This is a genomic window from Xylophilus ampelinus (genome assembly GCF_003217575.1).
Classification (GTDB): Bacteria; Pseudomonadota; Gammaproteobacteria; order Burkholderiales; family Burkholderiaceae_C; genus Xylophilus; species Xylophilus ampelinus.
Genome location: NZ_QJTC01000003.1, coordinates 148,205 through 173,620, shown reverse-complemented (window position 1 = coordinate 173,620; position 25,416 = coordinate 148,205). Strand labels below are relative to the sequence as shown.

Below are 25,416 nucleotides of genomic sequence, written 5' to 3'. Positions count from 1 at the left end.
CGCCGCGCCGCCCCGCGCACCCTTCCGCCATCCCCGGCCGTCCACGCTGCAGCCCACGCCGCCCATGCCGCCCTCGCCCTCCTCCCGCCGCTGGGAAATCGACGCCCTGCGCGGCCTGATGCTGGTGCTGATGACGCTGACGCACCTGCCCACGCGGCTGACCTCGCCGGCCGGCCAGCCCTTCGGCTACGTCTCAGCCGCAGAGGGCTTCGTACTGCTCTCGGCCTACATGGCGGGTATGGTCTACGGCCGCCTCGCCTGGAAGAAAAGCATCGCCGAGATGGAGAAGGCCTACCTCCGCCGAGCGCTCAAGGTCTACTGGTGCCAGGCGGCCACGCTGATCTTCCTGTTCACCGTGATCGCCTTCTTCGGGATGAAGGTGGACCAGCCCGCGGTGAAGGATCTGATGTCCTTCTACCTTCAAAACCCCGGCACCGCGCTGATCGCCGGCTTGCTGCTGGTCTACGAGCCTGCGCTGCTCGACATTTTGCCGCTCTACGTGCTTTTCATGCTGGCCAGCCCCTGGGTACTGGCCGCCGCGCTGCGCCACGGCTGGGGCCCGGTGATGGGCGTGAGCGTGGCGCTCTGGGTGCTGGCCCAGTTCGGGCTGGGCGAATGGATCTACGACGCGACCGATGCCCTCGTCGGCATGCCGGTGCCGCTCCACGAGACCGGTTCCTTCGCCACCTATGGCTGGCAATTCCTGTGGATGCTCGGCCTCTGGATGGGCGCCAGCCGCAACGATCCGCAGGCGCCGCCCTTCACCTTTCCCAACTGGACGCTGGTGGTCGCCACCTTCGTCGTCGTGATCGGCTTCACCTGGCGCCACCGGGTGGGCCAGGCGCCGTTCGAGGGCAGTTCGCAACTCAACCTGCTGTTCGACAAATGGACTCTGGCGCCGATGCGGCTGATCAACCTCTTCGGCCTGATGGTGATTGCGATCCGCTTCGGCCCGGCCCTGGTGCGCCGCATGCCCCGCCTGCCCTGGCTGGAGACAATGGGCGCCGCATCGCTGCCGGTGTTCTGCGCTCACTTGGTGGTGGTGCTGCTTGTGCTGACCTTCTTCGGCGCCAACCCCGTCGTCCACCCTTGGTGGATGGACGCTGTGCTGCTGGTGGCCTGCTTCTGCACGCTGTACTTGGTCGCGCGGGTGTCGTTGTGGCTGGACAAGCCGCCCGATGAAGAAGCGCCCCGGCAGGCCCCGAACACGATCAGGGCGGGCGCGTCGTCGCGCTGAACGCTGATCGCAGGGTAAGCGCCGACGGAGCGCCATGCCATCATGCGGCCGGCGCCGGGCCGAGCCCGCCTCAGCGGGTGGCCGCGGCCGCCGAGGACGTCAGTACCGGCGCCGATGTCGATGCGGCCGGCGGAGCGCTGGTCGCCAAGGTGGCGGGCCGGTCGGCGGGGCTGCCGTTCGGCGCATCCACGTAAGCGCCGATCACCGACTGCCAGAGATCGTAGCCCGCCTCGTTCATGTGCAGACGGTCATGGCCGAACAGCTCCATCCGTGGTGCGCCGGTGGCGTCGAGCATCGGGGTGAAGACGTCGATGTACTGCGCATTGGGGACGGTGCGCAAATAGGCGGCCAGCAAGGCGTTGGCTTCGCGCACCTTGGGCATCAGGCTGGCCCGCAGCGGGCTCGGCTTGATCGAAATGTAGTCGATACGGGTGTCCGGCAGTTCGCTGCGCACGGTGCGCACGAAGCCCTGGAAGCTCTCCAGCACCTGCTCGGGCGTGCGGCCTTCGGCCAGATCGTTGTCGCCGGCATACACCAGCACCTGGCGCGGCTTGTACTGCAGTACCAGCTGCTTAACGAAATAGTTGCAGTCGGCCATGGTGGAGCCGCCGAAACCGCGGTTGATCACCACCGGCTGCTTGCGGAAGTCCTGCGCCAGGTCGGTCCACATGCGGATCGTGGAGCTACCGACGAACAGCACGCCATCGGATGCCGGCGCCTTGTCCCGGTCGGAGGCGGCGAAGGCCGCCATGCTCGACTGCCAACGCAATTCGGCAGCGGGAATGGCCCGCGCCAGCGGGTTGGTCGATGCGGCCATGCCCAACGTGTCCCCGGCCGGTGCCGCCTGCACCGCCGCGGAACCTCCCCCTGCGGCCAGGACGGCGACGATGAAAGCACAGAGGGCGAAACGGCGACGGAATACGGGGAAATCACGTTGCATGGCGGTGGCGAGCAATGAAGTGAAGAAAAGGCTTGGTACCTGCAAGCAGGCGAAGAGTTCCGGGATATTACGCAGTCGCCTGCAAAAGATATCGCATTTGTAGGGTCACCGTACCTTATGCAAGCCTATCGCTCCATGCAAATACCGTGCCGGTTCGAAAGCTCTGCCAGTCGTCGTCGCCGGGCATCGCCGTGTGGCGGGCCGGAGCCGAGGCTGCAGCAGGCGCGGCTGCCGCCGTCGACGCGGTCACCACCAGCGCGCGTGGCGAGGCAGCCACGGCGGCCGGCTTGGGCGCCGAGCTGGGTTGTCGCCATCCGTAAAAATAACCAACCGGCCGCCCTAGAATGGCTGCGTGCTTACCTTCAAGAACGCCGACCTCCATTGCCACTCCGTGGTGTCCGACGGCACGCTCACGCCGGAAGTGTTGGCGTCGCGCGCCAAGGCCAACGGCGTGGAGCTGTGGGCGCTGACCGACCACGATGAGATCGGGGGCGTGCAGCGCGCGGCAGCGGCCGCAAAGGCTGTCGGCCTGCCCTACCTGACCGGCGTTGAACTGTCGGTGACCTTCGCCGACGAGACGGTGCATATCGTGGGCCTGGGTTTCGACGCCGAGAACGCCGAGCTGCGCCAAGGCCTGGCCGACACCCGCGACGGCCGTGGTCCGCGGGCCCGCGAGATGGCGGCGCAACTGGAGCGGGCCGGCATCCCGGGTGCCTATGAAGGCGCTCTGCGGTTCGTCGGCAATCCGGCCCTCATCTCGCGCACCCATTTCGCCCGCTTTTTGGTCGAAACCGGCGTCTGCCGCGACACGCCCGAGGTGTTCCGCCGCTACCTCACCGAGGGCAAGCCGGGCTACGTGCCGCACCGCTGGGCCTCGCTCTCGGACGCGGTGCACTGGATCACCTACGCAGGGGGCGTGGCGGTTATTGCACATCCGGGCCGCTACAAGTTCACCGCCAACGAGGAGTTCGCGCTCTTCAGCGAATTCAAGGCCCACGGCGGCCGCGGCGTGGAGGTGGTCACCGGCAGCCACACGCCGTCGGAATACGTCACCTACGCCGACATGGCGCGCGAGTTCAACCTGGCCGCTTCACGCGGCAGCGATTTCCACAGCCCAGAGGAATCCCGCACCGACCTGGGCGGCCTGCCGCCTCTGCCGGCCGATCTGGAACCGGTCTGGACGCTGCTGCAGGACAGGATACGGTGAAGGACGCGGGGCGTTGACGCCGGCGCCGTCCGCGCTGACCGGCCTCGTCCTGGCCGTGGTGGCCACCGCCTGCTTCGCCACCCTCGATGCCAGCACCAAGGTGGCCGGGGCCAGCGTGCCGCTGGCGATGGCGCTGTGGTTCCGCTATGCCTTTCAGGCCTGGTCGACCACCGCGGCCATCATTCCCACCCGCGGCTTCAGGGCGCTGCGCACCGAACACCCGCGCTTCCAATGCCTGCGCGGCCTGCTGCTGATGATGACCAGCATGTTCTCGTTCTTCAGCCTGCAGCACATGCCGGTGGGCGAGTTCACCGCCATCGTGATGGTGACGCCGCTGGCGATCACCGTGCTGGCCGCCACCGTGCTGCGCCAGCAGGTCTCGGGCATGCGCTGGGCGCTGGTGGCGGGTGGTTTCGCCGGCACGCTGGTGGTGCTGCGGCCCGGGGGCGACGCGTTCGGCTGGGCAATGCTGCTGCCGCTGGGGCTGGTGGCCTGCAACGCGTGGTTCCAGGTGCTCACCAGCCGGTTGGCGCAAACCGAGGACCCGATGGTGATGCAGTTCTACAGCGGCTGGGTGGGCACCCTGGTGATGTCGGCGATCCTGCCGTTCGTCTGGGTCACGCCCACCAGCGGCGGCGTGTGGCTGGCGCTCGGCCTGATGGGGCTGATGGGCACCGTGGGCCACTTCCTGCTGACCTGGCCTATGCCCGCGCGCCGGCCGCCACGCTGATGCCCTGTCTCTACGCGCAGATCGGTTTCGCGGTTCTGGCGGGCTGGCTCTTGTTCGACCACGTACCCGACCGCACATCGGTGGCAGGCATCCTGCTGATCGCGGCCTGCGGCGCGATGGGCGCCTGGCTCACCGTGCGGGAAAGCCGCATCGTCGTCCAGCCGGCAGAGGGATGAAGCACACCCCGGGCGAGGTGCGACGCACCGCTCCCCCGCAGCGCATTGAAGAGAGAAGAAGACCATGGCCCAGTATTTCGAAGTCCATCCCGACAATCCGCAACCGCGGCTGCTGAAGCAGGCCGCCGCCCTGCTGCAGCGCGGCGGCGTGGCCGCGGTGCCCACCGACTCCAGCTACGCGCTGGTCTGCCACCTGGACGACCGCGACGCGGTCGACGCGATGCGGCGCATCCGCCAGGTCGACGACCGCCACCACCTGACCCTGATCTGCCGCGACCTGAGCGAGCTGGCCAGCTACGCGCGGGTCGACAACAAGCAGTTCCGGCTGCTGAAGTCGGCCACCCCCGGCGCCTACACCTTCATCCTGGAAGCCTCCAAGGAAGTGCCGCGCCGCCTGAGCCATCCGCAGCGCAAGACCATCGGCCTGCGCGTGCCCGACCACAAGGTGCTGCAGGCGCTGCTGGAAGCGCACGGCGCACCGCTGCTGGCTACGACGCTGATCCCGGCAGGCGAGACCGAGTCGCTCAACGACGCGGCCGACATCCGCTCACGCTACGAGAAGCTGCTGGCCGCAGTGGTCGATGCGGGCGCCTGCCCGGCCGAGCCCACCACCGTGATCGACCTGGTGCCGATGGGCATCGGCGAAGATCCGGTGCTGGTCCGCCGCGGCAGCGCGAGCCTTTCGGCCCTGGGAATGCCCGAGTAGAAAAGGCGAGAGAACCTACTGCGCAGCCCGATTGCGCAGTTCCGATCCTCACCGTACGAGAGTACGGATCCGGTCCTCACTGCACACTCGGGCTTGCTCGCTACGGTTCCACCGCTTTTCCTCGCATCTGCGATTCCGCCCTGTTTGCCGCCATAACCCTCTGAGACAATCGCCTGTGGATTTCGCCAACCTGATCCAGACCGTGATGGTCTATGCCCTGCCGGTGCTGTTCGCCATCACCGTTCACGAGGCCGCCCACGGCTATGCGGCGCGCCATTTCGGCGACAACACCGCGCTGATGATGGGCCGCATCACGCTCAATCCGCTCAAGCACATCGACCCGGTCGGCACCATCCTGATGCCGGTGATGCTGTATTTCCTGACCTCCGGCGCCTTCCTGTTCGGCTATGCCAAGCCGGTGCCGGTGCAGTTCGGCAACCTGCGCGACCCCAAGCGCGACATGATATGGGTGGCCTTGGCCGGGCCGCTCTCCAACTTCGTGCAGGCGATCCTGTGGGCGGTGGCGATGGTCGCGCTGGTGGCCCTGGACGTCGACGAGCCTTTCTTCCTGAAGATGGCCCGGGCCGGGGTGTTGGTCAACCTGGTGATGTGCGCCTTCAACCTTTTTCCGCTGCCGCCGCTCGACGGCGGCCGGGTGCTGGTGGGCCTGCTGCCGTGGAGGCAGTCGCAGATGGTCTCGCGCATCGAGCCCTACGGTTTCTTCATCGTGCTGGCCCTGGTCGTCACCGGGCTGGTGGGTACCTACTGGCTGCAGCCCCTGATGTCGGTCGGCTACAGCGCGATCAACTTCCTCATCACGCCGCTGGTCTCGCTGCTGCGCTGACCGCGCCTCTCCTTTCTACGACATTCCCGCCCATGCGCCCCACCCGTTTCCTGACCGGCATCACCACCACCGGCACGCCCCACCTGGGCAACTACGTCGGCTCGATCCGCCCCGCCGTCGCCGCCAGCCGCCAGCCCGGTGCCGAGAGCTTCTATTTCCTGGCCGACTACCACGCCCTGATCAAGTGCGGCGAGCCGGCCCGAATCCAGCGCTCGACCCTCGAGATCGCCGCCAGCTGGCTAGCGGCAGGCGTGGACCCGGAGCGCGTCACCTTCTACCGCCAGTCCGACATCCCCGAAATCCCCGAGCTGACCTGGCTGCTGACCTGCGTCGCAGGCAAGGGCCTGCTCAACCGGGCGCATGCCTACAAGGCCGCCGTCGACCGCAACGCGGCGGCCGGCAACGATCCCGACGCCGAGGTGAGCGCCGGCCTCTTCATGTACCCGGTGCTGATGGCCGCCGACATCCTGCTGTTCAGAGCACACCGGGTGCCGGTGGGCCGCGATCAGGTCCAGCACATCGAGATGGCCCGCGACATCGCGTCGAGCTTCAACCACCTCTACGGCGAGCACCTGGTGCTGCCCGAGGCCCAGATCGAGGAATCGGTCGCGCTGCTGCCCGGCCTCGACGGCCGCAAGATGAGCAAGAGCTACGACAACACGATCCCGCTCTTCGTGCCGCAGACCGAGCTGAAGCGCCGCCTCGCCTCGATCGTGACCGACTCGCGCACGCCCGGCGAGGCCAAGCAGACCGAGGGCTCGGCCCTGTTCCAGGTCTACCAGGCCTTCGCCTCGGCGGAGGAAACCGCCGCGCTGCGCCAGGCCTATGCCGACGGCATCGGCTGGGGCGACGCCAAGCAGACGCTGTTCGAGCGCGTCGACCGCGAAGTGGCGCCGATGCGGGCGCATTACCAGTCGCTGATCGCCGACCCCGCGAAGATCGAGGACATCCTGATAGCCGGCGCGGTGAAGGCTCGGGCCCTGGCGACGCCCTTGATGGCCGAGCTGCGCCAAGCCGTCGGCCTGCGCCGCCTGGCCGGCGCGCCCGTCGCCGCGCCCCCCCCCCGCCCTCCCCGTACGGCCCTGCCGACCTTCAAGCAGTACCGCGAGGCCGACGGCCGGTTCCGGTTCAAGCTGCTCGGCGCCGACGGCACGCTGCGGCTGCAGAGCCGCGCTTACGCGGCCCCCCGCGATGCGGCCCAGGCGATCGACGCGTTGCAGCAGCCGGGCGCCGACCTGGCTGCGCGGTTGGCCGATTGCGCGGAAGGCCCGACCGACACCGAGGCCGTCGCGGCCGCCCTGCAGGCCCTGGCCGCGGCGAAGGCCTGAGCCGGTTTGCCTTCGACACGGGCGGACGCGGCGCTGCATGCCGAGCGGCATCGCACGACAGCGCTGGGGGCACGATCGGCGAGATGGAACAGGCCGGAAGCGCTTACACCCGTAACATCGGAACGCATCCAGGCACGGCTTGCTTACGCCCGTTACGCGCCCCACCGCTTTTTTTACGCCTTTTGCATGCCGGTTCCCGTATTCTCGCCAGCACGGCTGTAGGCAGTTTACCGATGCTGCAAAGGGCGATGTCCGTCACGAGCCCGCCGGCCGCCGCTGTCAAATCCTCTCAATTTCCGAGGGATGCACCATGAGACGTTCGATGCGCACGGCGTTCACCGCCTTCACCGTCACCATTTTAGTGGCCATCAGCGCTGCTGCAGCCGCCCTCTTGCCCGACCACGCGGCCGAGGCGACCGACCTGGGAATTTTCCAGGTGGACGAACTGTTCCCCGCAGGTACGTTCGAGCAATAAGCCTCGTTACCGGGCACATGCCCGGCATAGCCACTGCCGTGTCGACCACGCCGCACGCCGGATGACCGGTCTGCGGCTTTGTTATGGGCGAACGGTGGGCGACGAGCGGATGGTGCGGGGCGCGGTGACCACGTCGCCCATCGCGTGCGACGGGCCCGGGTTGCGGCCGGCCCGGCGCACGCCCAGAGCATCTGCGCTGATCGTGTCGCGGTCGGCTACCTGGGCCAGATAGCCGGTGGTGGGGCCGGTGCTGCCTTCGCCCGATCCGATGCCCAGGCATGCGTCGTTGGCCAGGGTGAACATCATCGTGGCCCCCGCTCCGAAGCGCTTGGGCACCGTCTCGTGCAAGGCGTAGCGCATATCCACCGGCGGACGGTCGGCCCGGTAGATCACGGCGTTGTTGGGACCGTACACGGTATAGCAGGTGGCCGATGCCCCGAGGCTGCCGCCGCACAGAACGGCGGCCAGGGCGGCGCGGGACACGAAACCGGGGGGCATGAAGCGCATGGAGTTCTCCGACTCGCCCACGGCGCCGCCGACAGGGAGGCGCCCGCGGGCAACAGGCGATTGTTTCGTGGAACGGGAAGGCCGGCAAGCACCGGACCCCGTCGGGCGAAATCTGCCTACGCCACGGGCGAAGCAGGATAGGCGCAGCATCCGGCAAACCCGCCAGGCGACCGGGCTGCGCCGGAATCCGATTTCACGAGCGTTTAGGCCTCAAGCCGTCATCCTAAGCCGGCTACCAGCTATTAATTTAAGAGCGATCCTCGTCCGCGGGGCACTGGTGCCCCATCAGCTTCCCGGCCTTCCCTTGCGCGCCGCACGACCCGGTACGGCGACCAGCGCCGCCGCCGCCGATCGCAGCAGCGCCGCCATCTCATCGCGAGCCGCCGATGGAACAGCATCGGTCCGCAGCAGCAACCCGACCGGCTCCTCGGTGCCGGAGGTGTCGATTCGCAGGCGCACCAGCCGTTTCTCGACCAGATCGTCTCGCGCGGCGCCCAGCGGCGTGATCCAGACGGCGTCCGACCGCAGCACCACCAGCCGGGCCAGCGCCACGTCCTGCGTCTGCAGCGTGTGGGCCGGCAGCGCCATGCCGTGCGAGGCGAAGAAGCTCTCGGTGTAGTGACGGGGCACGGTGCCCTGCCCGTAGACCACCAGCGGATGTTGCAACACCGCCTGCACCGGCACCTGGCGGCGGGCCAGCGGATGCCCGGTCCGCGCCACCAGGACCAGCGGCTCCTGGTACAGCAGGCTGAAGCTCAGGCCCTCCATCAGCTGCGGATCGCTCATCCGGCCCGCCACCAGATCCAGCTCGGCCGACCGCAGATCGTCGAGCAGCGCAGCGTTGGTGCCGGTGCGCACGGTGATCTGCAGGTCGGGCCTCCGTGCACGCAGCTGCGCCAGCGCCCGCGGCAGCAGGGCCGGCGCCACGCTGGGCAGCGCGCCGATGCGCAGCCGCGCCGGCCCGGCGCCGGCGGCGGGCGCGAGCGCCTGCGCGCCGGCATCGATCGCCTCCATCACCCGCAGTGCGTGGGCCAGCAACTGCTCGCCGGCGGCGGACAGGCCCTGCACCCCGCGCCGCCCGGCCACGCCTCGCTCCACCAGGCGGGCGCCGGCCAGCGCTTCCAGTTCCGACAGGGTCTTGGAGATCGCCGGCTGCGTCAGCGCAAGGCGCGCCGCAGCCTTGGCCAGATGCCGCTCCTGCGCCACCGCCACCAGGCAGCGCAAATGGCGCAGTTGCACCTGGCGGGCGAAGCTCTCGGCCAGCGGGGACGGCACGGGCACGGGCACGGGCACGGGCACGGACGCAGGCGCAGGCGCAGGCGCAGGCGAGTGGGCGGTTTTCATCACCTTTGGTTATGCAATCTTCGGAATCGCTCAATTTACCGCATGCAAACCCGGCCGGAGAATGCAGAACTGACCATTCCGGCCGATACGCCGCCCCACGCCAGGAGACTCCCCATGAACGGCTCTACCGAAAGCCCCGGCACCCTCCTCACCCCGCGCGATTGGCAGAGCCATTCGGCCTACCTGTCGCCGGACTACAAGTCCACCATCAAGCGTTCGCCGACGCGGCCCCTGCTGCCGTTGAAGGCCGCGCTGGGCGAACTCTCGCAGCCGGTCTACGGCCACGACAGCATCCGCGCGCTCGACCACGACCTGACCCGCAACGCGCGCCGCAACGGCGAGCCGATAGGCGAACGGATGGTGCTGGCCGGCCGGGTGGTCGACGAGCGCGGCCGCCCGGTGCGCAACACGCTGGTCGAGCTGTGGCAGGCCAACGCCAGCGGCCGCTACGTGCACAAGGTCGACCAGCACGACGCGCCGCTCGACCCTAATTTCCTCGGCGCCGGCCGCTGCCTGACCGACGACGAGGGCCGCTACCGCTTCCTCACCGTCAAGCCCGGCGCTTACCCGTGGGGCAACCACCCCAACGCCTGGCGTCCGCAGCACATCCACCTGTCGCTCTTCGGCCAGTACTTCGCCAGCCGACTGGTTACGCAGATGTACTTCCCCGGCGATCCGCTGCTGCAGTACGACCCGATCTTCCAGGCCACGCCCGCGAAGGCGCGCAACCGCCTGGTCGCCGACTTCACGCTCGACCTGACAGAGGAAGGCTTCGCCCTCGGCTACCAGTTCGACATCGTCCTGCGCGGCACCGACGAGACGCCGTTCGAAACCAGGAAATAAGGAGACCGCGATGCACGAACACCTGATGAGCGCACTGCGCGAGAACTTCGGCCAGACCCCTTCGCAGACCGTCGGCCCCTACTTCGCCTACGGCCTGACCGCCGCGCAGTACCAGTACGACTTCGACCAGCCGTTCGATGCGGTCGTCGCCTCTGCGCATGCCGAAGGCGAGCAGATCCTGCTCGAAGGCGTGGTGTACGACGGCGACGGCCAGCCGATCGCCGACGCGATGATCGAGATCCAGCAGGCCGACGCGCAGGGCCGCTACGCCCAGGCGTCGGAGGCGCCGCGCACCACGTCGCGGCAGAACGGCTTTCGCGGCTTCGGCCGTTGCGGCACCGGCACCGATCCGCAGCACCGCTACGTCTTCCAGACGCTCAAGCCCGGTGCCCATTCGCCTGCAGAAGCGCCCCACATCAACCTGATCGTTCTGATGCGCGGCATGCCGCTGCATGCGTTCACCCGCGTGTATTTCAGCGACGAGGCGCAGGCGAACGCGCGTGACGCCGTGCTGGCCGCGGTGCCCGCAGAGCGCCGCCCGACGCTGGTCGCGCAGCGCACCGACGCCCACGGCCGCATCGTCTACCGCTTCGACATCCACATGCAGGGCCCGAAGGAGACCGTGTTCTTCGACGTGTGACGCCGTGCCGCGCTCCATAAAAATGCCGCTGGACAGCGGCATTTTCTATGACGGAAGAAGGTGCCAAAGAACCGTAGCGAGCAAGCCCGAGTGTGCGGCGAGGACCGGAGCCGCACTGCGGTACGGTGAGGCGCAATCGGGCTGCGCAGTAGGTTCTTCTCGCACGTTCTAGCGAAAGCGTGATTCGGGCACGGTCTTCAGGTCGCCGTCGAGCGATCCGATGTAGCCCGCCAGCGCCTTCAGCTCGGCATTGGAGAACTGCTTGGCCACGCCCGCCATCACGCCGTTGGAGCGGCCGATGTTATCGGCGTTGTTGCCCGTCTTGTACGACTTGAGCGCGACGAACAAATAGTCGGCGTTCTGGCCCGCGAGGTGCGGATAGCTCGGATCGATCGGCTTCGAGAAATTGGCGCCGTGGCAGGACACGCAGATGCCCTTCTGCAGCAGTGCGGCGACCTGGGCGTTCGGCTCGCGCGAGGGCTTGTCCGCCAGCGTGGCGGACGCGTCCTTGCCGTGCCGGGCGTAATAGGCCGAGACGTCCGCGATGTCCTGGTCGGTCAGGCTGTCGGCGATGCTGCGCATCGTGGGGTGCTTGCGGTCTCCGGCGCGGTAGGCGTTGAGCGCGGCGGCGATGTACTTCTCGCTCTGGCCCGAGATCTTCGGCACCTTGTAGACCTCGGGAAAACTGGCCTGGTAGCCCACGATGCCGTGGCAGCCGATGCACATCGACACCTTCTTCTCGCCGGCCTTCACGTCGCCCTTGGCTTCCTGGGCGAAAGCGGGAGCGAACGCGGTCACGGAAGCGACAGCCAGGGCAAGCATCGCGGTCAACAGCTTATTCATTTTGCGCGCACAATCCGGTGAGGTTCAGACGCTGGTCAGCCCTTGATTATAGGTGTCGAGCCCCTCTCGATCGCGGATTTCGCGGGTCTCCGAATGTCCCGCCTTTCCCACGCAGACACTCCATGAAATTCCGAGGATCCCAGAACTACGTCGCCACGCAGGACCTGATGCTGGCGGTGAATGCGGCCATCACCCTGCAGCGTCCCCTTCTCGTAAAAGGCGAGCCCGGCACCGGAAAAACGATGCTCGCCGAGGAGGTCGCCGAGACGCTCGGGATGCCGCTCCTGCAGTGGCACATCAAGTCGACCACCAAGGCGCAACAGGGTTTGTACGAATACGATGCGGTGAGCCGCCTGCGCGACAGCCAGCTCGCCGGCATCGAGGGCTCCGACCGCGTCAAGGACATCCACAACTACATCGTCAAAGGCGTGCTATGGCAGGCCTTCACCGCCGACCGGCCGGCGGCGCTGCTGATCGACGAGATCGACAAGGCCGACATCGAATTCCCCAACGATCTGCTGCGCGAGCTGGACCGGATGGAGTTCTACTGCTACGAGACGCGCGAGCTGGTGAAGGCCCGCAACCGGCCGCTGGTGTTCATCACCTCCAACAACGAGAAAGAGCTGCCCGACGCCTTCCTGCGTCGCTGCTTCTTCCACTACATCAAGTTCCCCGACGCCGAGACGATGCAGAAGATCGTCGACGTGCATTTTCCGTCCTTGAAGCGCGAGCTGCTTTCCGCCGCGATTAAGACCTTCTACGACGTGCGCAACCTGCCCGGTCTGAAGAAGAAGCCCAGTACCTCCGAGCTGATCGACTGGCTGCGCTTGCTGGTGGCCGAGGACATTCCGGTCGAGGCCCTGCACAGCCCCGACAGCAAGGTCGCGGTGCCGCCGCTGGTGGGCGCCCTGCTGAAGAACGAACAGGACGTGACGCTGTTCGAGAAGCTGGTTTTCATGAACAGCCGCAACCGATGAGCAGCGGCACGCCTCCACCGCGCCAGCTCTTGCTGCTGGGCCTGGCCCAGGCGACGGGCTTTTTGGTCGGGGCCGTGCTGGGCCGGTTCGCGGGCCTGTGGCTGGGGCTGGACGCCTTCGGCATCGAGGGCTACGGCACCCGGGCGATGCTGGGCATCGCATTGGTCGGCATCGGCGGCGGCGGTGGCGTGCAGCTGGCGCGCCGGGCCTTCGCGCGGCATTACGGCCCGCTGCACAGGGGCGTGTGATGGCGTTCGTGGAACCGGTCGTCCTGAAGGCGGGCGACATCGTCCTGGTGCCGCTCGGGCTGGAGCATGTCGACGGCCTGCGCGCCGCCGCGGCCGACGGCGAACTGTGGCGGTTGCGGATCACCTCGGTACCCACGCCCGAAGACACCCGGAACTATATCGAGACTGCCCTGCGCATGCGCGCGGCCGGCGACCGCTTCGCCTTCGCGGTGACCGACGCCGCCACCGGCGAGGTGCGCGGCACCACCAGCTTCCACGACATCGTGCCGGCCCTGCGGCGGGTCGAGATCGGCTACACCTGGTACGCCAGGCGCTGGCAGCGCACCCACGTCAACACCACCTGCAAGCTGCTGATGCTGACCCACGCCTTCGACGTGCTGCAGTGCCATGTGGTGGGCTGGCGAACCGATAACTTCAACTTCGCATCGCAGCAGGCGATCGAGCGGCTGGGCGCCCGCAAGGACGGCGTGCTGCGCGGCCACGCGCTGCGCCGCGACGGCACGATCCGCGACACGGTGATGTACAGCCTGCGCAGCGGCGAATGGCCCGAGACCCGCGCCCACCTGCAGTACCTGCTGGAGCGCCGCGCGGCCGCCGCCTGAGGCCCTGCCGCCCAAGGAGTGCCGCCATGCTGATCGACTTCTTCTACACGCTGCGCAGCGCGAAGCTGCCGGTCTCGGTGAAGGAATTCCTCACCCTGCTGGAAGCACTGCAGGCCGACGTGGTGGGCCCGCAATCCGACGGTGCCTGGACGCTCGACGATTTCTACCACCTCTCCCGCACGTGCTGGTGAAGGACGAGAAGCACTTCGACAAGTTCGACCGCGCCTTCTCCGCCTACTTCAAGGGCGTCGAGCTGCTGACCGACTTCAGCCAGGAACTGCCCGCCGACTGGCTGCGCAAGCTGCTCGACCGCCAACTCTCGCCCGAGCAGAAGGCCGCCATCGAGAAGATGGGCTGGGACGAACTGATGGAGACGCTGAAGAAGCGGCTCGAAGAACAGAAGGAGCGGCACGAGGGTGGCAGCAAATGGATCGGCACCAACGGCACCTCGCCCTTCGGCCACGGCGGCTACAACCCGCAGGGCGTGCGGATCGGCGGGCCGGGCAGTAACAAGAGCGCGGTGAAAGTGTGGGAGCAGCGGGCCTACCAGGACTACGACGACACGCAGGAGCTGGGCACCCGCAACATCAAGGTGGCGCTGCGCCGGCTGCGCAAGTTCGCCCGCCAGGGCGCGGCCGACGAGCTGGACCTGGACGACACGGTCCATTCCACCGCCGCCAATGCCGGCTACCTCGACATCAAGATGGTGCCGGAGCGCCGCAACAACGTGAAGCTGCTCCTGCTGATGGACGTGGGCGGCTCGATGGACGAGCACGTCGGCCGGGTCGAAGAGCTGTTCTCCGCCGTTCGCAGCGAGTTCAAGCACCTGGAGTTCTACTACTTCCACAACTGCGTCTACGACTTCGTCTGGAAGAACAACGGCCGCCGCTTCGCGGAGAAGTTCGAGACGCACGACATCCTGCGCAAGTACAACCGCGACTACAAGCTGATCTTCGTCGGCGACGCCACGATGAGCCCCTACGAGATCCTGCAGCCGGGCGGCAGCGTCGAGTACGACAACGAGGAACCGGGCGCCGAATGGCTGCAGCGGCTGACCCACGCGTTCCCCCACCACGCCTGGATCAACCCCGAGTCGCCGGGCGTCTGGCAGTACCGGCAGAGCATCGCGGTGATCCAGCAGCTGATGTCGAACCGCATGTACCCTTTAACACTCAGAGGCCTCGAGGAAACGATGCGCCTCCTGTCAAAATAGGCGATGCCCGGGCGCCCCTCCTCCATTTCTTCCTCCTCCCGTTTACCGGCACTCTCCTTTTTCTTTCTCTGCACCGCACTCGCGCTGCCAGGCTGCAGCCTGTTGAAGAAGAAGGACGAGGCCTCCGCCGCAGACGACGGCACCCAGGTACGCAGCAGCGCCGACGCCCAGGACAAACCTGCGGGCGACGGGCGCGATGCCTTCACCCTCGAAGTGCGCGCCCCCGACGAGATCCGTGACTACCTCACCCGCCACATGGAGCTGCAGCGCTACCGGTCGCTCGCCGACCTGGACGCGCGCGAGCTGTCCCGCCTGCTGGGCGCGGCCGAAGCCAATGCGCGTGAGCTGCTCGCCACGCTCGGATACTTCGCGCCCCGCCTGACCCTCGACATGCGCGAGACGCCCGAGGCCCAAGCACCGCGGCAGATCGTGGTGGCGGTCGACCCGGGCGAACAGACCCGGATCACCGACGTGAAGATCGACTTCACCGGCGCCATCGCCGACGACCCGCGCGCCGCCGAGCAGCGCACCGCGATCCGCAACGGCTGGTCGCTGCGGCCCGGCCAGGGCTTCACCCAGAACGGCTGGGACGCGGCCAAGACAGGCGGCCTGCGCCGGCTCAACGCCCAGCGCTTCCCCACCAGCAAGGTGGAGAGCAGCAAGGCCGACGTGGATGCCGACACCCGGCAGGCGCGGCTGGCGGTGACCTATGCGTCGGGGCCCGCCTACCGCTTCGGTGCGATCCAGGTGCGCGGCGCCGAGCGCTATCCGCCCGAGGTGGCGCAGCGCCTGTCGCTGCTGCCGGTGGGCGCCGACTACGACCAGGCCAGGCTGCTGCAGGCCCAGCAGCGGCTGGCCGCCAGCGGCTATTTCGACTCGGTGTTCCTGACGCTCGACCCCAACGCGCCCGACCCGCTCACCGCCCCGGTCATCGCCCAGGTGCGCGATGCCCGGCTGCAGAAGGTGGTGTTCGGCGTGGGCCTGAGCACCGACAGCGGCCCGCGGGTCAGCCTGGACCACACCCACAACCAGCTGCCGATCATCGGCTGGCGGGCGGTCTCGAAGATCTCGATCGACCAGAAGACCAAGTCGTTCGGCTCGGAGCAGTCCTCGCTGCCCGACGACCGCGGCTGGCGCTGGGTGACCTCCGAGCTGGTCAAGCGCGAGACCTCGGGCAGCTACGAGGTCAACAGCGGCCGGCTGCGCGCAGGCCGCGGCAAGAGCACCGACCGGATCGACCGCAACTACTACCTGCAGTACGACTACGCGGCCAACCAGGGCCTCAATGCGCCGCCGTCGGCCTCGGCCCTGAGCGTCAACTACGGCTGGACCGGCCGCTACTTCGACAACCCCACCGCACCGACCCGCGGCTACGGCATGGCGCTGGAGATCGGCCCCGGCTACACGCTGATGGGCGAGCGGGCGCCCTTCTTCCGCACCTATGCACGCGGCCTGTACTTCGTGCCGCTGGGCACGGTGCGGCCGGCCGACGGCGGCGAGGCCCGGCGCAGCCGGCTGCAATTGCGGGCCGAGGCCGGTGCGGTCATGACCCGGGCCGACGCTCAGGTGCCGGCCACCCTGATGTTCCTGACCGGCGGCGACACCACGGTGCGCGGCTACAGCTACCGCCAGATCGGCGCGCGCACCGAGGGCGACCAGATCTTCGCCGGCCGCTATCTGGGCGTCGGCAGCGTCGAGTGGCAGCGCCCGGTGGTCTGGAACGGCGAGATGACCGAGTTCGAGAGCGCCGTCTTCGTCGACGCGGGCGCGGTGGCCGACAAGGTGGGCGACCTGAAAGCCAAGGTGGGCGTCGGCACCGGCGTGCGCTGGCGCAGCCCGGTCGGCCCGGTGCAGGCCGACGTCGCCTACGGCGTGGACACCAAGCGGCTGCGGCTGCACCTGCGCCTCGGTTTCACTTTCTGACGCCGCGCCGGCGCGGGCTGGCAATACTCGTCGCACATGGCACCCACGTCCCCCGACGCTCCGCGTCCCGACCCGCTGGAAGGGGCGCGTCCAGGCTCCCCGGGCGGCCGCGCCTCCGCTCCCGATCCCCGCACACCCCGCGGGCATTCGGTGATACGCAAGGTGGCGCTCGCCTTCGTGGTGGTGCTGACCCTGGTCACCGTGCTGCTGGGCGCCGCATGGGTCTGGACCGGCTCGTCCAGCTCGCTGGCGACCGTGCTGGCGCAGGTGGCGCAGCGCATGCCCGCCGGCCGGACATTGCAGTCGCGCGACGTGAGCGGATCGGCCCGCGCCGGCGGCCGGATCGGCTGGCTGCGCTACGAGAGCCCGACGCTGGCCGTCGAGCTGCACGACACCACGATCGGCTGGCAATGGCGGCCGCTGCTGAAGAAACGCGTCCAGCTCGGCGAACTGCATGTGGCCCGCGTCGTCGCCGAGAAGCGCGGCCCGGGCGACGACAGCCCCACCCGGCCGCTGCAGGAACTGACATTGCCGGTCGAGGTCGACCTGCCCTTCCAGGTCGATGCGATCGACTGGTCGGGACCGCCGCCGCTGCAGGCCCGCAACCTGGCCGGCCGCTACCGCTACACCGGCGGCACCCACCAACTCGAAGTCGACGGCATCGACGTGGCCGAGGGCCACTACAGCGGCCGGGCCACGCTGCAGGGCGCCGCGCCGATGGCGCTCGACGCCGCGCTCGCCACCCGGCTGCGCACCGCCGTGCCCGGCACGGAAGGCACCAGCGTCGCACTGCAGGGCCAGGCCACCGTCAAGGGCAGCTTGGCGACCGAGGCCGCGCGCCTGGCCGTCGCCGCCCGGCTCCAGCAGACCGAGACCGGCACCGCGCCCGCGACCAGCGCCGACCTGAAGGCCCAAATCGCGCCGTGGCTGCCGCAGCCCCTGGTCCAGCTCGATGCCCGGCTGGCGGCGCTCGACCTGGCCGCCTTCTGGCCGCAACTGCCCACCACCCTGCTCGAAGGCCAGGTGCAGGTCCAGCCAGAAGCCGACGGCCTGCGCGCCAGCGCCGACCTGGGCAACGCGATCGCCGGACCCTGGGACCAGAAGCGGTTGCCGGTCGACGAACTGCAGGCCCTCGCCACCTTGCAGCAAGGCACCTGGACGGTGCCCGAAGCCACCGTCCGCACCGGCGGTGGCGAGATCCGGCTGGAGGCCCGTTTCACGCCGGCGGTGCCGTCCGATGCCGCGGCCACCGCCGCGCCCCCCACGCCGCCGACAGGCTCTGCATCCCCTGCCACTTCTTCTTCCGCACCGCCTTCGCCGCCCTCCGCCACGCCTGAAACGCCTGCGGCCTGGAATGTCAACGCCACCCTGCGCAACATCCGTCCGGGCGCCCTGTACACCCGGCTCGAAGGCCCGGCCATCGGCGGCACGGCCAAGGCCGAGACACGGGGCAGCGCGATCCTGTTCGACGCGGACCTGCAGGCCAGCGGCCCCGCTCCGGCGAAAGCGCAGTCCCCCCGCAAGGACCGCGCCGCGCCGGCCGGCTCGCCGCTGGACGGCCTGGGCCTGCGCAGCCTCGCCGCCAAGGGCGAGTGGAACGGGCGGGTGCTCGACCTGGCACGGCTGCAGGTGCAGGCCACCGACGCCTCGCTGCAAGGCACCGCCGAGGTCCGCGTGCCCGAGCAGGCGGGCGAAGGCCAGCTGAGCTTCGTGCTGCCCGGCGCCGCCGGCACGGTGCAGGGGCGCATGGCGCCCGCCAGCGGCAACGGCGAGCTGTCGCTGCGGATGCGCGATGCGGCGCGGATGCAGGCCTGGATCGCCCGGCTGCCCGGCCTGTCGGGCGTCTTCGCCGGCATCGGCCTGGACGGCGCCGTCCAGCTCGACGGCCGCTGGCAGGGCGGATGGAAGTCGCTGCAGCAGCGCCTGGCGAACGGCACGGCACCCCGAGGCGGCGACCTGACCCTGCAGGCCACGCTGGACGCGCCGCGCCTGGAGGTACGCTTGCCCGCTGCGGCACCGGCCGCCGGCACCGCGACCGCCGCGACCGCCCCGGCCACCGCTGCCGGATCGGCCGGCGCCGCAGCCCCCACCACGACTGCCGCGACCGGCATGCCCGCCCCGGCAGCCACTGCAGCGACCGGGACCGAGGCCGCGGGGAACGCCGCCGTCGTCCCCGCCTCTGCCGCCGGCAAGGCAACGACACCCGCCGCCGCGGTGAAAGCCGGCCTGCCCCAGACCATCGCCCTGCGCAAGCTGCGTGCAGAGGTGAGCGGCAGCCTGGCCCAGGCCACGCTCTCCCTGCAGGGCGATGCCACGATGGGCACCCGTCGCGCGAACCTGCGCACGGCCGCCAGCGGCGGCATGGACGGCCCGGGCAAGTGGCGCCTGGCACTGGACCGGCTGCAGTTGGAGGCGCAGGACAGCACCCTGTCCGGCCCGTGGAACCTGGTGCTGGACGCACCCGTGTCCGCCACCGTGCGGCAGGAGGCCCGGGGCCTGTCGGTCGAGGCCACCGCCGGCCAGGCCAGCCTGCGCGGCCCGGTCGACGGCACGGTGCGGCTGGCCTGGGAGCCTGTGCGCTACAGCCAGACCACCCGCGACAAGGCCCCCGCCGCGCACCGGCTGCAGTCGCGCGGCCGGCTCACCGGTCTGCCGATGGCCTGGGCGCAGGCCTTCACCGCCGGCGGCAAAGACGCCCTGGCCGACCTGGGCCTGGCCGGGAACCTGGTGTTCGACGGCGACTGGGACATCGATGCCGGCGACAGTCTGCGGGCCCGCGCCAGCCTGGCCCGCCAGAGCGGCGACATCCGGGTGGAGACCGGCGAGGCGCCGGCCGTCACCCGCGTCAGCAGCAGCGGCACCGGCACCGGCATCCAGGGCGCGGCCAGCTCCAGCAACGCGCCCACCACCGCCGCCGGCATCCGCCAGGCGCGGGTCGAGCTGAAGGCCGACGGCGACGCCCTGGCGGCCGAACTGCTGTGGGACAGCGAGCGCGCCGGCCAGATCACCGCCAGCGCCTCGACCCGGCTGCAGCGCGCGGACGGCGGCTGGCGCTGGGCCGAGGACGCGCCGCTGGCCGGCAAGCTCGATGCGCGGCTGCCGAACGTCGGCGTCTGGTCGGTGCTGGCGCCGCCCGGCTGGCGGGTACAGGGCTCGCTGCAGGCCGCCGCCACGCTGGGCGGCAACCGCGCGGCACCGCGGTGGAACGGCACGCTCGACGCAGACGGCCTGTCGGTGCGCTCGGTGGTCGACGGCGTCGAGCTGCGCAACGGCCGGCTGCGCTCCACCCTGCGCGATGACCGGCTGGAGATCACCGAGCTCACCCTGCAGGGCGGCACCGGCAGCAGCACCCGCATCGCGGGCATCGCCGGCAGCCGCTCCACCGGCCGCGGCCTGGCGGGCGACGACGGCGGATCGCTCACCGCCCGCGGCGACCTGGCCTGGGGCGACGGCATCCGCGTCGCACTCAACACCGAAATCCGCGCGCTGCGCGTCTCGGTGCGGCCCGACCGGCAGGTGACCCTGTCGGGCAACCTGCAGACCCGGCTGGAGAAGGGCAGGCTGACCCTGCGCGGCGCGCTGACGGCCGACCGGGCCGCGATCATCCTGCCCGACGGCGGCGCGCCCGGCCTGGGTTCCGACGTGGTGGTGCATTCGGCGGCCAAGGACCGCGAGGCCGCCAGGGCCGCCGAGCGCGAGGACCAGGCAGCGACCCGGGTCGACACCGCGCAGCCGCCCGACATCGTCGTCACCTTCGACATGGGCGACGACTTCGCGGTGCAGGGCAAGGGCCTCACCACCCGCCTGACCGGCAAGCTGGAGATCGCCAGCACCATGGGCCTGGGCGTGCCGCCGCGGGTCACCGGCGACATCCGCACGGTGCAGGGCCGCTACCGCGCTTACGGCCAGCAGCTCGATATCGAATCGGGCCTGGCGCGGTTCAGCGGCGCCTACGACAACCCGGCGCTCGACATCCTGGCGATACGGCCCAACATCGCCGTGCGGGCCGGCGTGCAGATCACCGGCAGCGCGCAGTCGCCGGTGGTGCGGCTGTACTCCGACCCCGACCTGCCCGATGCCGAGAAGCTCTCGTGGGTGGTGCTGGGCCGGGCCGCCGCCAGCGGCGGCGCCGAGGCCGCGCTGCTGCAGCAGGCCGCGCTGGCGCTTCTCTCCGGCGGCGGGGGCGGCTCGGGCAACATCGCGGCCAAGGTAGGGCTGGACGAGGTCGGATTCAAGGGTCCGGGCAGCGGCAGCGATGCCTCGGCCGCGGCGCTGACCTTCGGCAAGCGGGTGTCGCAGAACGTCTACCTGACCTACGAGCGCAGCCTGTCGGGCACGCTGGGCACCCTCTACATCTTCTACGACCTGACCCGCCGGCTGCAGCTGCGCGGCCAGACCGGCGCGAAGAGCGCGGTCGACCTCGTCTACACGATCACCTACGACTAGGGCGTGTCATGCACTGTGACGTACCCGCCAAAGCCGAGGCAAGGCACGGCTGCGGTGTCGCGGTCCTTGCCAACGCTGCCGCCACGGTACCCATCGCCACCCACCAGGCGGTGGCTTGCCTGGTGAGCCCGCCATCGCTGAAGCACCTGGACGGACCCTGCTGTGGATGGCTCGATGTTGTCCGCCGGTGCGTGGGTGTATCGGCTCGCGGCGGTCCCTGTCGCCGCCCATCCAGTTGCTACACTTTTAATAGCTAGCAGCCGTCTACCAGCGCCGACCAGAGGTAGTTTTCATTCGGATAACGGTCGCGGAGGGTGCCATCGCCGCACGCCCCGAGCCTCCGCCGCCCCCGGCGCTCCGCTACGCTAGCGGCCCCACCATTCCCGGCCACCCTCCATGGACCGAAGACTCTGGCTGCGCCTGGCGGCCGCCCTCGCCGCGACCGGCACACCGCCGCTTCGCCACGCCCTCGCCCGCGGCCTGCGGGCCGACCCCTTCGCCTGCGGCGTCGCCAGCGGCTCGCCGTCGGAAGACGGCTTCGTCCTCTGGACCCGGCTCGACACCGCCGCCCTGCCGCAGCCGGCTGCCGAGGTGCCGGTGCGCTGGGAAATCGCCGACGACGAAGGCTTTCGCCGCATCGTGCGCAGCGGCACCGCAGCCGCCCTGCCGGCTTTGGGACATGCGGTGCATGTAGAGCTGGCGGGCCTGCCGCCCGACCGCTGGTTCCACTACCGCTTCATGGCGGGCGACGCGGTCAGCACGCCGGGCCGGACCCGCACCAGCCCGGCGGCGCACACCCTGGCCGCGCGGTTGCGCTTCGCCTTCGCCTCCTGCCAGCGCTGGGAGCACGGCTACTACGCCGCCTGGCGCCACCTGGCGGCCGAGCAGCCCGACCTGGTGGTGTTCCTGGGCGACTACATCTACGAGACCGCCACGCCCCGCAAACCCGACCGGCCGCTGGCCCGCATCCACGCCCTGCACCGGGCGGTGACGCTCGCCGACTACCGCGACCGCTACGCCCTGCACAAGAGCGACCCCGACCTGCAGGCCGCCCACCGCGCCTGCCCCTGGATCGTCACCTGGGACGACCACGAGGTCGAGAACGACTACGCCGGCCTGCACGGCCGCGCCGCGCCCGCCGACTTCCTGGCGCAACGCGGCGCCGCCTACCAGGCGTTCTACGAGAACATGCCGCTGCGCAGCGACGCCCTGGTGCGCGGCATGGCCGGCCTGGGCACCCTGGGCGGGGTGCGGGTGAACGAGCGCTACGCCTTCGGCCGGCTGGCCCGCTTCCATGTGCTCGACGGCCGCCAGTTCAAGGACCTGCAGGCCTGCCGCGACCCCTCCAGAAGCAGCGCCGGCGCGGTGCGGGAGGACGAATGCCCCGAACTGCAGTCGCCCGGCCGCAGCTTCCTGGGCGCCGCGCAAGAGCGCTGGCTCGATGCGGGCCTGGCCGAGGACGCGGCCGGCGATGCCACCCGCTGGACGGTGTTGGCCCAGCAGACCCTGTTCTCGCCCCGCCACTACGGCCCGGCCGGCCATGCCACGGTGCCGACCGACAGCTGGGACGGCTATCCCGCCGCCCGCGACCGGCTGATCGGCGCCATCGCCGGGCATGCGCCGCGCAACACCGTCTTCGTGGGCGGCGACATCCATCAGAACTACGTCTGCAACCTGCATGCCGACGGCGCCCGCGCGGCCGGGCCGGTGATCGCCAGCGAGTTCTGCGGCACCTCGGTTTCGTCCTTCTCCGGCACCACGCAGGAGCGGGTCGACGCACTGGTGCGGCGCAATCCGCAGGTCGTCTTCGCCGACTGCGAGAAGCGCGGCTACGCCCTGGCGGATCTCACGCCGCGCGGCTGGGACACCGCGCTGCGCGTGGTCGACGATCCGGCGCGCGCCGACAGCGGCATCGCCACCCTGGCGCGCTTCCATGTCGAGGACGGACGGCCGGGCGTGCATCGCGGCTGACCGGCTGCCGGGATAATCCCCCGGTGGCCATTCCCCCGTCGTTCATCCAGGAACTCGTGACCCGCACCGACGTGGTCGAGGTGGTGGGCCGGCACGTGCAGCTGAAGAAGGCCGGCGCCAGCTTCACCGGCCTGTGCCCGTTCCACAACGAGAAGTCGCCTTCGTTCTCGGTCAGCCCGTCGCGCCAGACCTACCACTGCTTCGGCTGCGGCGCGCACGGCAACGCGATCGGCTTCCTGATGGAGTACGTCGGCATGGGCTTCGTCGACGCGGTGAAGGACCTGGCCCAGCAGCAGGGCCTGGAAGTGCCCGAGGACGACGTCTCGCCCGCCGAGCGCGCCCGGGCCGCCGAGCAACGCCAGCGCCAGGCTACCCTCAGCGACGTGCTGGAGCGCGCCGGCGACGCCTGGCGCAAGCAGCTGAAGACATCGCAGCGGGCGATCGACTACTTCAAGGGCCGGGGCCTGTCGGGCGCGGTGGCGCGGCGCTTCGGCCTGGGCTACGCGCCGCCCGGATGGCGCGGCCTGGCCAGCGTGTTCCCGGCCTACGACGACCCCTTGCTGGCCGAGAGCGGCCTGGTGATCGTCGGCGAGGAAGAAGACGGCGTGCCCGAATCCGAGCGCAAGCGCTACGACCGGTTCCGCGACCGGGTGATGTTCCCGATCCGCAACGTCAAGGGCGAATGCATCGGCTTCGGCGGCCGGGTGCTGACAGACGAGAAGCCCAAGTACCTCAACTCGCCCGAAACGCCGGTCTTCAGCAAGGGCCGCGAGCTGTACGGCCTGTTCGAGGCGCGCTCGGCCCTGCGCGAGCACGGCTACGCCCTGGTGACCGAGGGCTACATGGACGTGGTCGCCCTGGCCCAGCTGGGATTCCCCAACGCGGTCGCCACGCTGGGCACCGCCTGCACCCACGAGCATGTGCAGAAGCTCTTCCGGTTCACCGACACGGTGGTCTTCAGCTTCGACGGCGACGGCGCCGGCCGGCGTGCGGCGCGCAAGGCCCTGGACGCGGCCCTGCCCTTCGCCGAAGACACCCGCTCGGTCAAGTTCCTGTTCCTGCCGGCCGAGCACGACCCCGACAGCTTCATCCGCGAGAACGGCGCCGAGGCCTTCGCCCGGCACGTGGCCGACGCGGTGCCGCTCAGCCGCTTCCTGCTGGAGGCCGCCCGCGAGGGCTGCGACCTGGAGACCGCCGAGGGCCGCGCCCGCATGGCCAGCCAGGCCCGGCCGCTCTGGCAGGCCCTGCCCGAGGGCGCGCTGCGGCTGCAATTGATCGCCGAGATCGCCGAGGCGGTGCAGCTGGAGGCGCGCGGCCTGTCGGAGCTGTGGGCCGCCAGGGAGGCGGGCCGCGGCGGGCGCGGGGCGGAACGTCGCGCGCCCGAGCCGGCCGACCCCGGCGCGCCCGACCAGCCGCCCCGCCCGCCGGCGGCCGACCCGCGGGCCGGCCGCCGGCCGTGGCGCGCCGACGGCCGCGGCAAGTCGGGCTTCCAGGATGTCCGCGACCACGAGGGCTACGGCGACTACGGCGACGCCACCGGCGGCGCCCGCCGGGCCCGCACCGCACCGCCGAGCCGCGCCGACCACGCCGCCTGCCTGCTGCTGACCCACATGGCGGCGATGGAAGACCTGTCGCAGGACGAGCACGTCATGCTGAGCGCATTACCCGCGCCGCACGGCCCGCTGTTCGTCTGGCTGGAGAGCCAGCTGCACGAGCACGGCCCGCTGCCCTGGGCGGCGATCCGCGAGGGCCTGGAGGGCCACGACTGCGAAGCCACCGCCCTGCGCCTGATGGCCGGGTCGCACGCCGAGACGGTGGCCGAGGCCGACCTGCGCGATATCAAGGCCGAACTGCGCGGCGTGCTGCGGCTCGAATTCATCGAGCAGATCAAGCGCCAGCAGAGCGAGGCGATCGCCGCGGCGGCGACCGACCCGGCCGCGATGCAGCGCTGGCGCGCCCTCGACGAACAGCGCAAGGCTCTTGTATCGGCCCGCCCCGTCCCCATGTAGGAATCCCGCCGCACTATAATGCGCGGTTAGCTGACGGCAAGAGCGACAGCAGCACCTCCGGATACGGCCCACCGATGCCACTGCGCACGACCGCCCCATCCCCGCAAGGACTGCACCCCAAATGATCGCCCAGACATCTTGCCGTCCGAGGATTTCTCCTCATTTGCAGCAGGTACCGGGCAGCGCCGGACCCTCTGCAGCACAGGC

The 25,416-nt window shown here is 70.1% G+C and carries 19 protein-coding genes and 2 pseudogenes; 17 read left to right on the top strand and 4 right to left on the bottom strand.

Annotated elements, in window-relative coordinates; all coding sequences use genetic code 11:
- Positions 1-64 precede the first annotated feature (64 nt).
- Complete coding sequence (gene opgC, locus DFQ15_RS03680; protein WP_110464669.1) at positions 65-1,237, top strand: OpgC domain-containing protein; 1,173 nt, start codon at positions 65-67, stop codon at positions 1,235-1,237.
- Positions 1,238-1,307: 70 nt separating this feature from the next.
- Here opgC and DFQ15_RS03675 read toward each other — a convergent pair whose 3' ends face one another.
- Positions 1,308-2,177: an SGNH/GDSL hydrolase family protein gene (locus DFQ15_RS03675; protein WP_110464756.1), complete on the bottom strand. Its 870-nt coding sequence runs from the start codon at positions 2,175-2,177 to the stop codon at positions 1,308-1,310.
- Positions 2,178-2,529: 352 nt separating this feature from the next.
- On the opposite strand from DFQ15_RS03675, the gene DFQ15_RS03670 reads away from it, so the two are divergent.
- The 6 genes and pseudogenes from DFQ15_RS03670 (at position 2,530) to DFQ15_RS17370 (ending at position 7,643) form a co-directional block, all read left to right on the top strand.
- Positions 2,530-3,384 (top strand): 3',5'-nucleoside bisphosphate phosphatase, encoded by an 855-nt coding sequence (locus DFQ15_RS03670; RefSeq protein WP_110464668.1) that lies wholly within the window; start codon positions 2,530-2,532, stop codon positions 3,382-3,384.
- Between the two features lie 7 nt (positions 3,385-3,391).
- Positions 3,392-4,290: pseudogene (locus DFQ15_RS03665) on the top strand (DMT family transporter); the annotation flags it as partial.
- Positions 4,291-4,354: 64 nt separating this feature from the next.
- A complete protein-coding gene (locus tag DFQ15_RS03660) occupies positions 4,355-4,996 on the top strand; it encodes an L-threonylcarbamoyladenylate synthase (RefSeq protein ID WP_110464667.1) in 642 nt (213 codons plus the stop codon).
- 175 nt (positions 4,997-5,171) lie between these two features.
- Positions 5,172-5,840, top strand: a complete 669-nt coding sequence (locus DFQ15_RS03655) for a site-2 protease family protein (protein WP_110464666.1) — start codon at positions 5,172-5,174, stop codon at positions 5,838-5,840.
- Between the two features lie 32 nt (positions 5,841-5,872).
- The gene (locus tag DFQ15_RS03650; protein WP_110464665.1) at positions 5,873-7,168 is read left to right on the top strand and encodes a tryptophan--tRNA ligase; all 1,296 of its coding nucleotides are present in this window, start codon (positions 5,873-5,875) and stop codon (positions 7,166-7,168) included.
- 310 nt (positions 7,169-7,478) lie between these two features.
- On the top strand, positions 7,479-7,643 hold the full coding sequence (locus DFQ15_RS17370; RefSeq protein WP_158528998.1) for a hypothetical protein: 165 nt from the start codon (positions 7,479-7,481) through the stop codon (positions 7,641-7,643).
- A gap of 81 nt (positions 7,644-7,724) precedes the next feature.
- On the opposite strand, the gene DFQ15_RS03645 is transcribed toward DFQ15_RS17370, so the two are convergent.
- Positions 7,725-8,150, bottom strand: coding sequence for a hypothetical protein (locus DFQ15_RS03645; protein ID WP_146228637.1), 426 nt, complete (start codon positions 8,148-8,150; stop codon positions 7,725-7,727).
- A 285-nt stretch (positions 8,151-8,435) separates the two neighbouring features.
- Positions 8,436-9,431, bottom strand: coding sequence for a LysR substrate-binding domain-containing protein (locus DFQ15_RS03640; RefSeq protein WP_233504251.1), 996 nt, complete (start codon positions 9,429-9,431; stop codon positions 8,436-8,438).
- A 177-nt stretch (positions 9,432-9,608) separates the two neighbouring features.
- Between DFQ15_RS03640 and pcaH the strand changes: the two genes are divergently transcribed.
- Positions 9,609-10,337, top strand: coding sequence for a protocatechuate 3,4-dioxygenase subunit beta (gene pcaH / locus DFQ15_RS03635; RefSeq protein WP_110464662.1), 729 nt, complete (start codon positions 9,609-9,611; stop codon positions 10,335-10,337).
- A gap of 10 nt (positions 10,338-10,347) precedes the next feature.
- Positions 10,348-10,977, top strand: a complete 630-nt coding sequence (gene pcaG / locus DFQ15_RS03630) for a protocatechuate 3,4-dioxygenase subunit alpha (protein WP_374940997.1) — start codon at positions 10,348-10,350, stop codon at positions 10,975-10,977.
- A 168-nt stretch (positions 10,978-11,145) separates the two neighbouring features.
- On the opposite strand, the gene DFQ15_RS03625 is transcribed toward pcaG, so the two are convergent.
- Positions 11,146-11,820, bottom strand: a complete 675-nt coding sequence (locus DFQ15_RS03625) for a c-type cytochrome (RefSeq protein WP_110464661.1) — start codon at positions 11,818-11,820, stop codon at positions 11,146-11,148.
- A 122-nt stretch (positions 11,821-11,942) separates the two neighbouring features.
- On the opposite strand from DFQ15_RS03625, the gene DFQ15_RS03620 reads away from it, so the two are divergent.
- From DFQ15_RS03620 to dnaG, 8 genes and pseudogenes are all read left to right on the top strand, one after another.
- Entirely contained in the window at positions 11,943-12,797 is an 855-nt protein-coding gene (locus DFQ15_RS03620; protein WP_110464660.1) for an AAA family ATPase, read from the top strand.
- Complete coding sequence (locus DFQ15_RS03615; RefSeq protein WP_110464659.1) at positions 12,794-13,045, top strand: hypothetical protein; 252 nt, start codon at positions 12,794-12,796, stop codon at positions 13,043-13,045. The genes DFQ15_RS03620 and DFQ15_RS03615 overlap by 4 nt, the downstream gene beginning before the upstream one ends.
- Positions 13,045-13,647, top strand: a complete 603-nt coding sequence (locus tag DFQ15_RS03610; protein ID WP_110464658.1) for a GNAT family N-acetyltransferase — start codon at positions 13,045-13,047, stop codon at positions 13,645-13,647. The genes DFQ15_RS03615 and DFQ15_RS03610 overlap by 1 nt, the downstream gene beginning before the upstream one ends.
- Before the next feature lie 26 nt (positions 13,648-13,673).
- Positions 13,674-14,860 (top strand): annotated as a pseudogene (locus DFQ15_RS03605) (vWA domain-containing protein).
- 3 nt (positions 14,861-14,863) lie between these two features.
- Positions 14,864-16,783: an autotransporter assembly complex protein TamA gene (locus DFQ15_RS03600; RefSeq protein WP_110464657.1), complete on the top strand. Its 1,920-nt coding sequence runs from the start codon at positions 14,864-14,866 to the stop codon at positions 16,781-16,783.
- A 36-nt stretch (positions 16,784-16,819) separates the two neighbouring features.
- Entirely contained in the window at positions 16,820-21,229 is a 4,410-nt protein-coding gene (locus DFQ15_RS03595; RefSeq protein ID WP_110464656.1) for a translocation/assembly module TamB domain-containing protein, read from the top strand.
- Between the two features lie 396 nt (positions 21,230-21,625).
- A complete protein-coding gene (locus tag DFQ15_RS03590; protein ID WP_110464655.1) occupies positions 21,626-23,200 on the top strand; it encodes an alkaline phosphatase D family protein in 1,575 nt (524 codons plus the stop codon).
- A gap of 23 nt (positions 23,201-23,223) precedes the next feature.
- Positions 23,224-25,209 carry a DNA primase gene (gene dnaG / locus DFQ15_RS03585; RefSeq protein WP_110464654.1) on the top strand — a complete coding sequence of 662 codons (1,986 nt, stop codon included), beginning with the start codon at positions 23,224-23,226 and terminating at the stop codon, positions 25,207-25,209.
- The last annotated feature ends 207 nt before the right edge of the window (positions 25,210-25,416 follow it).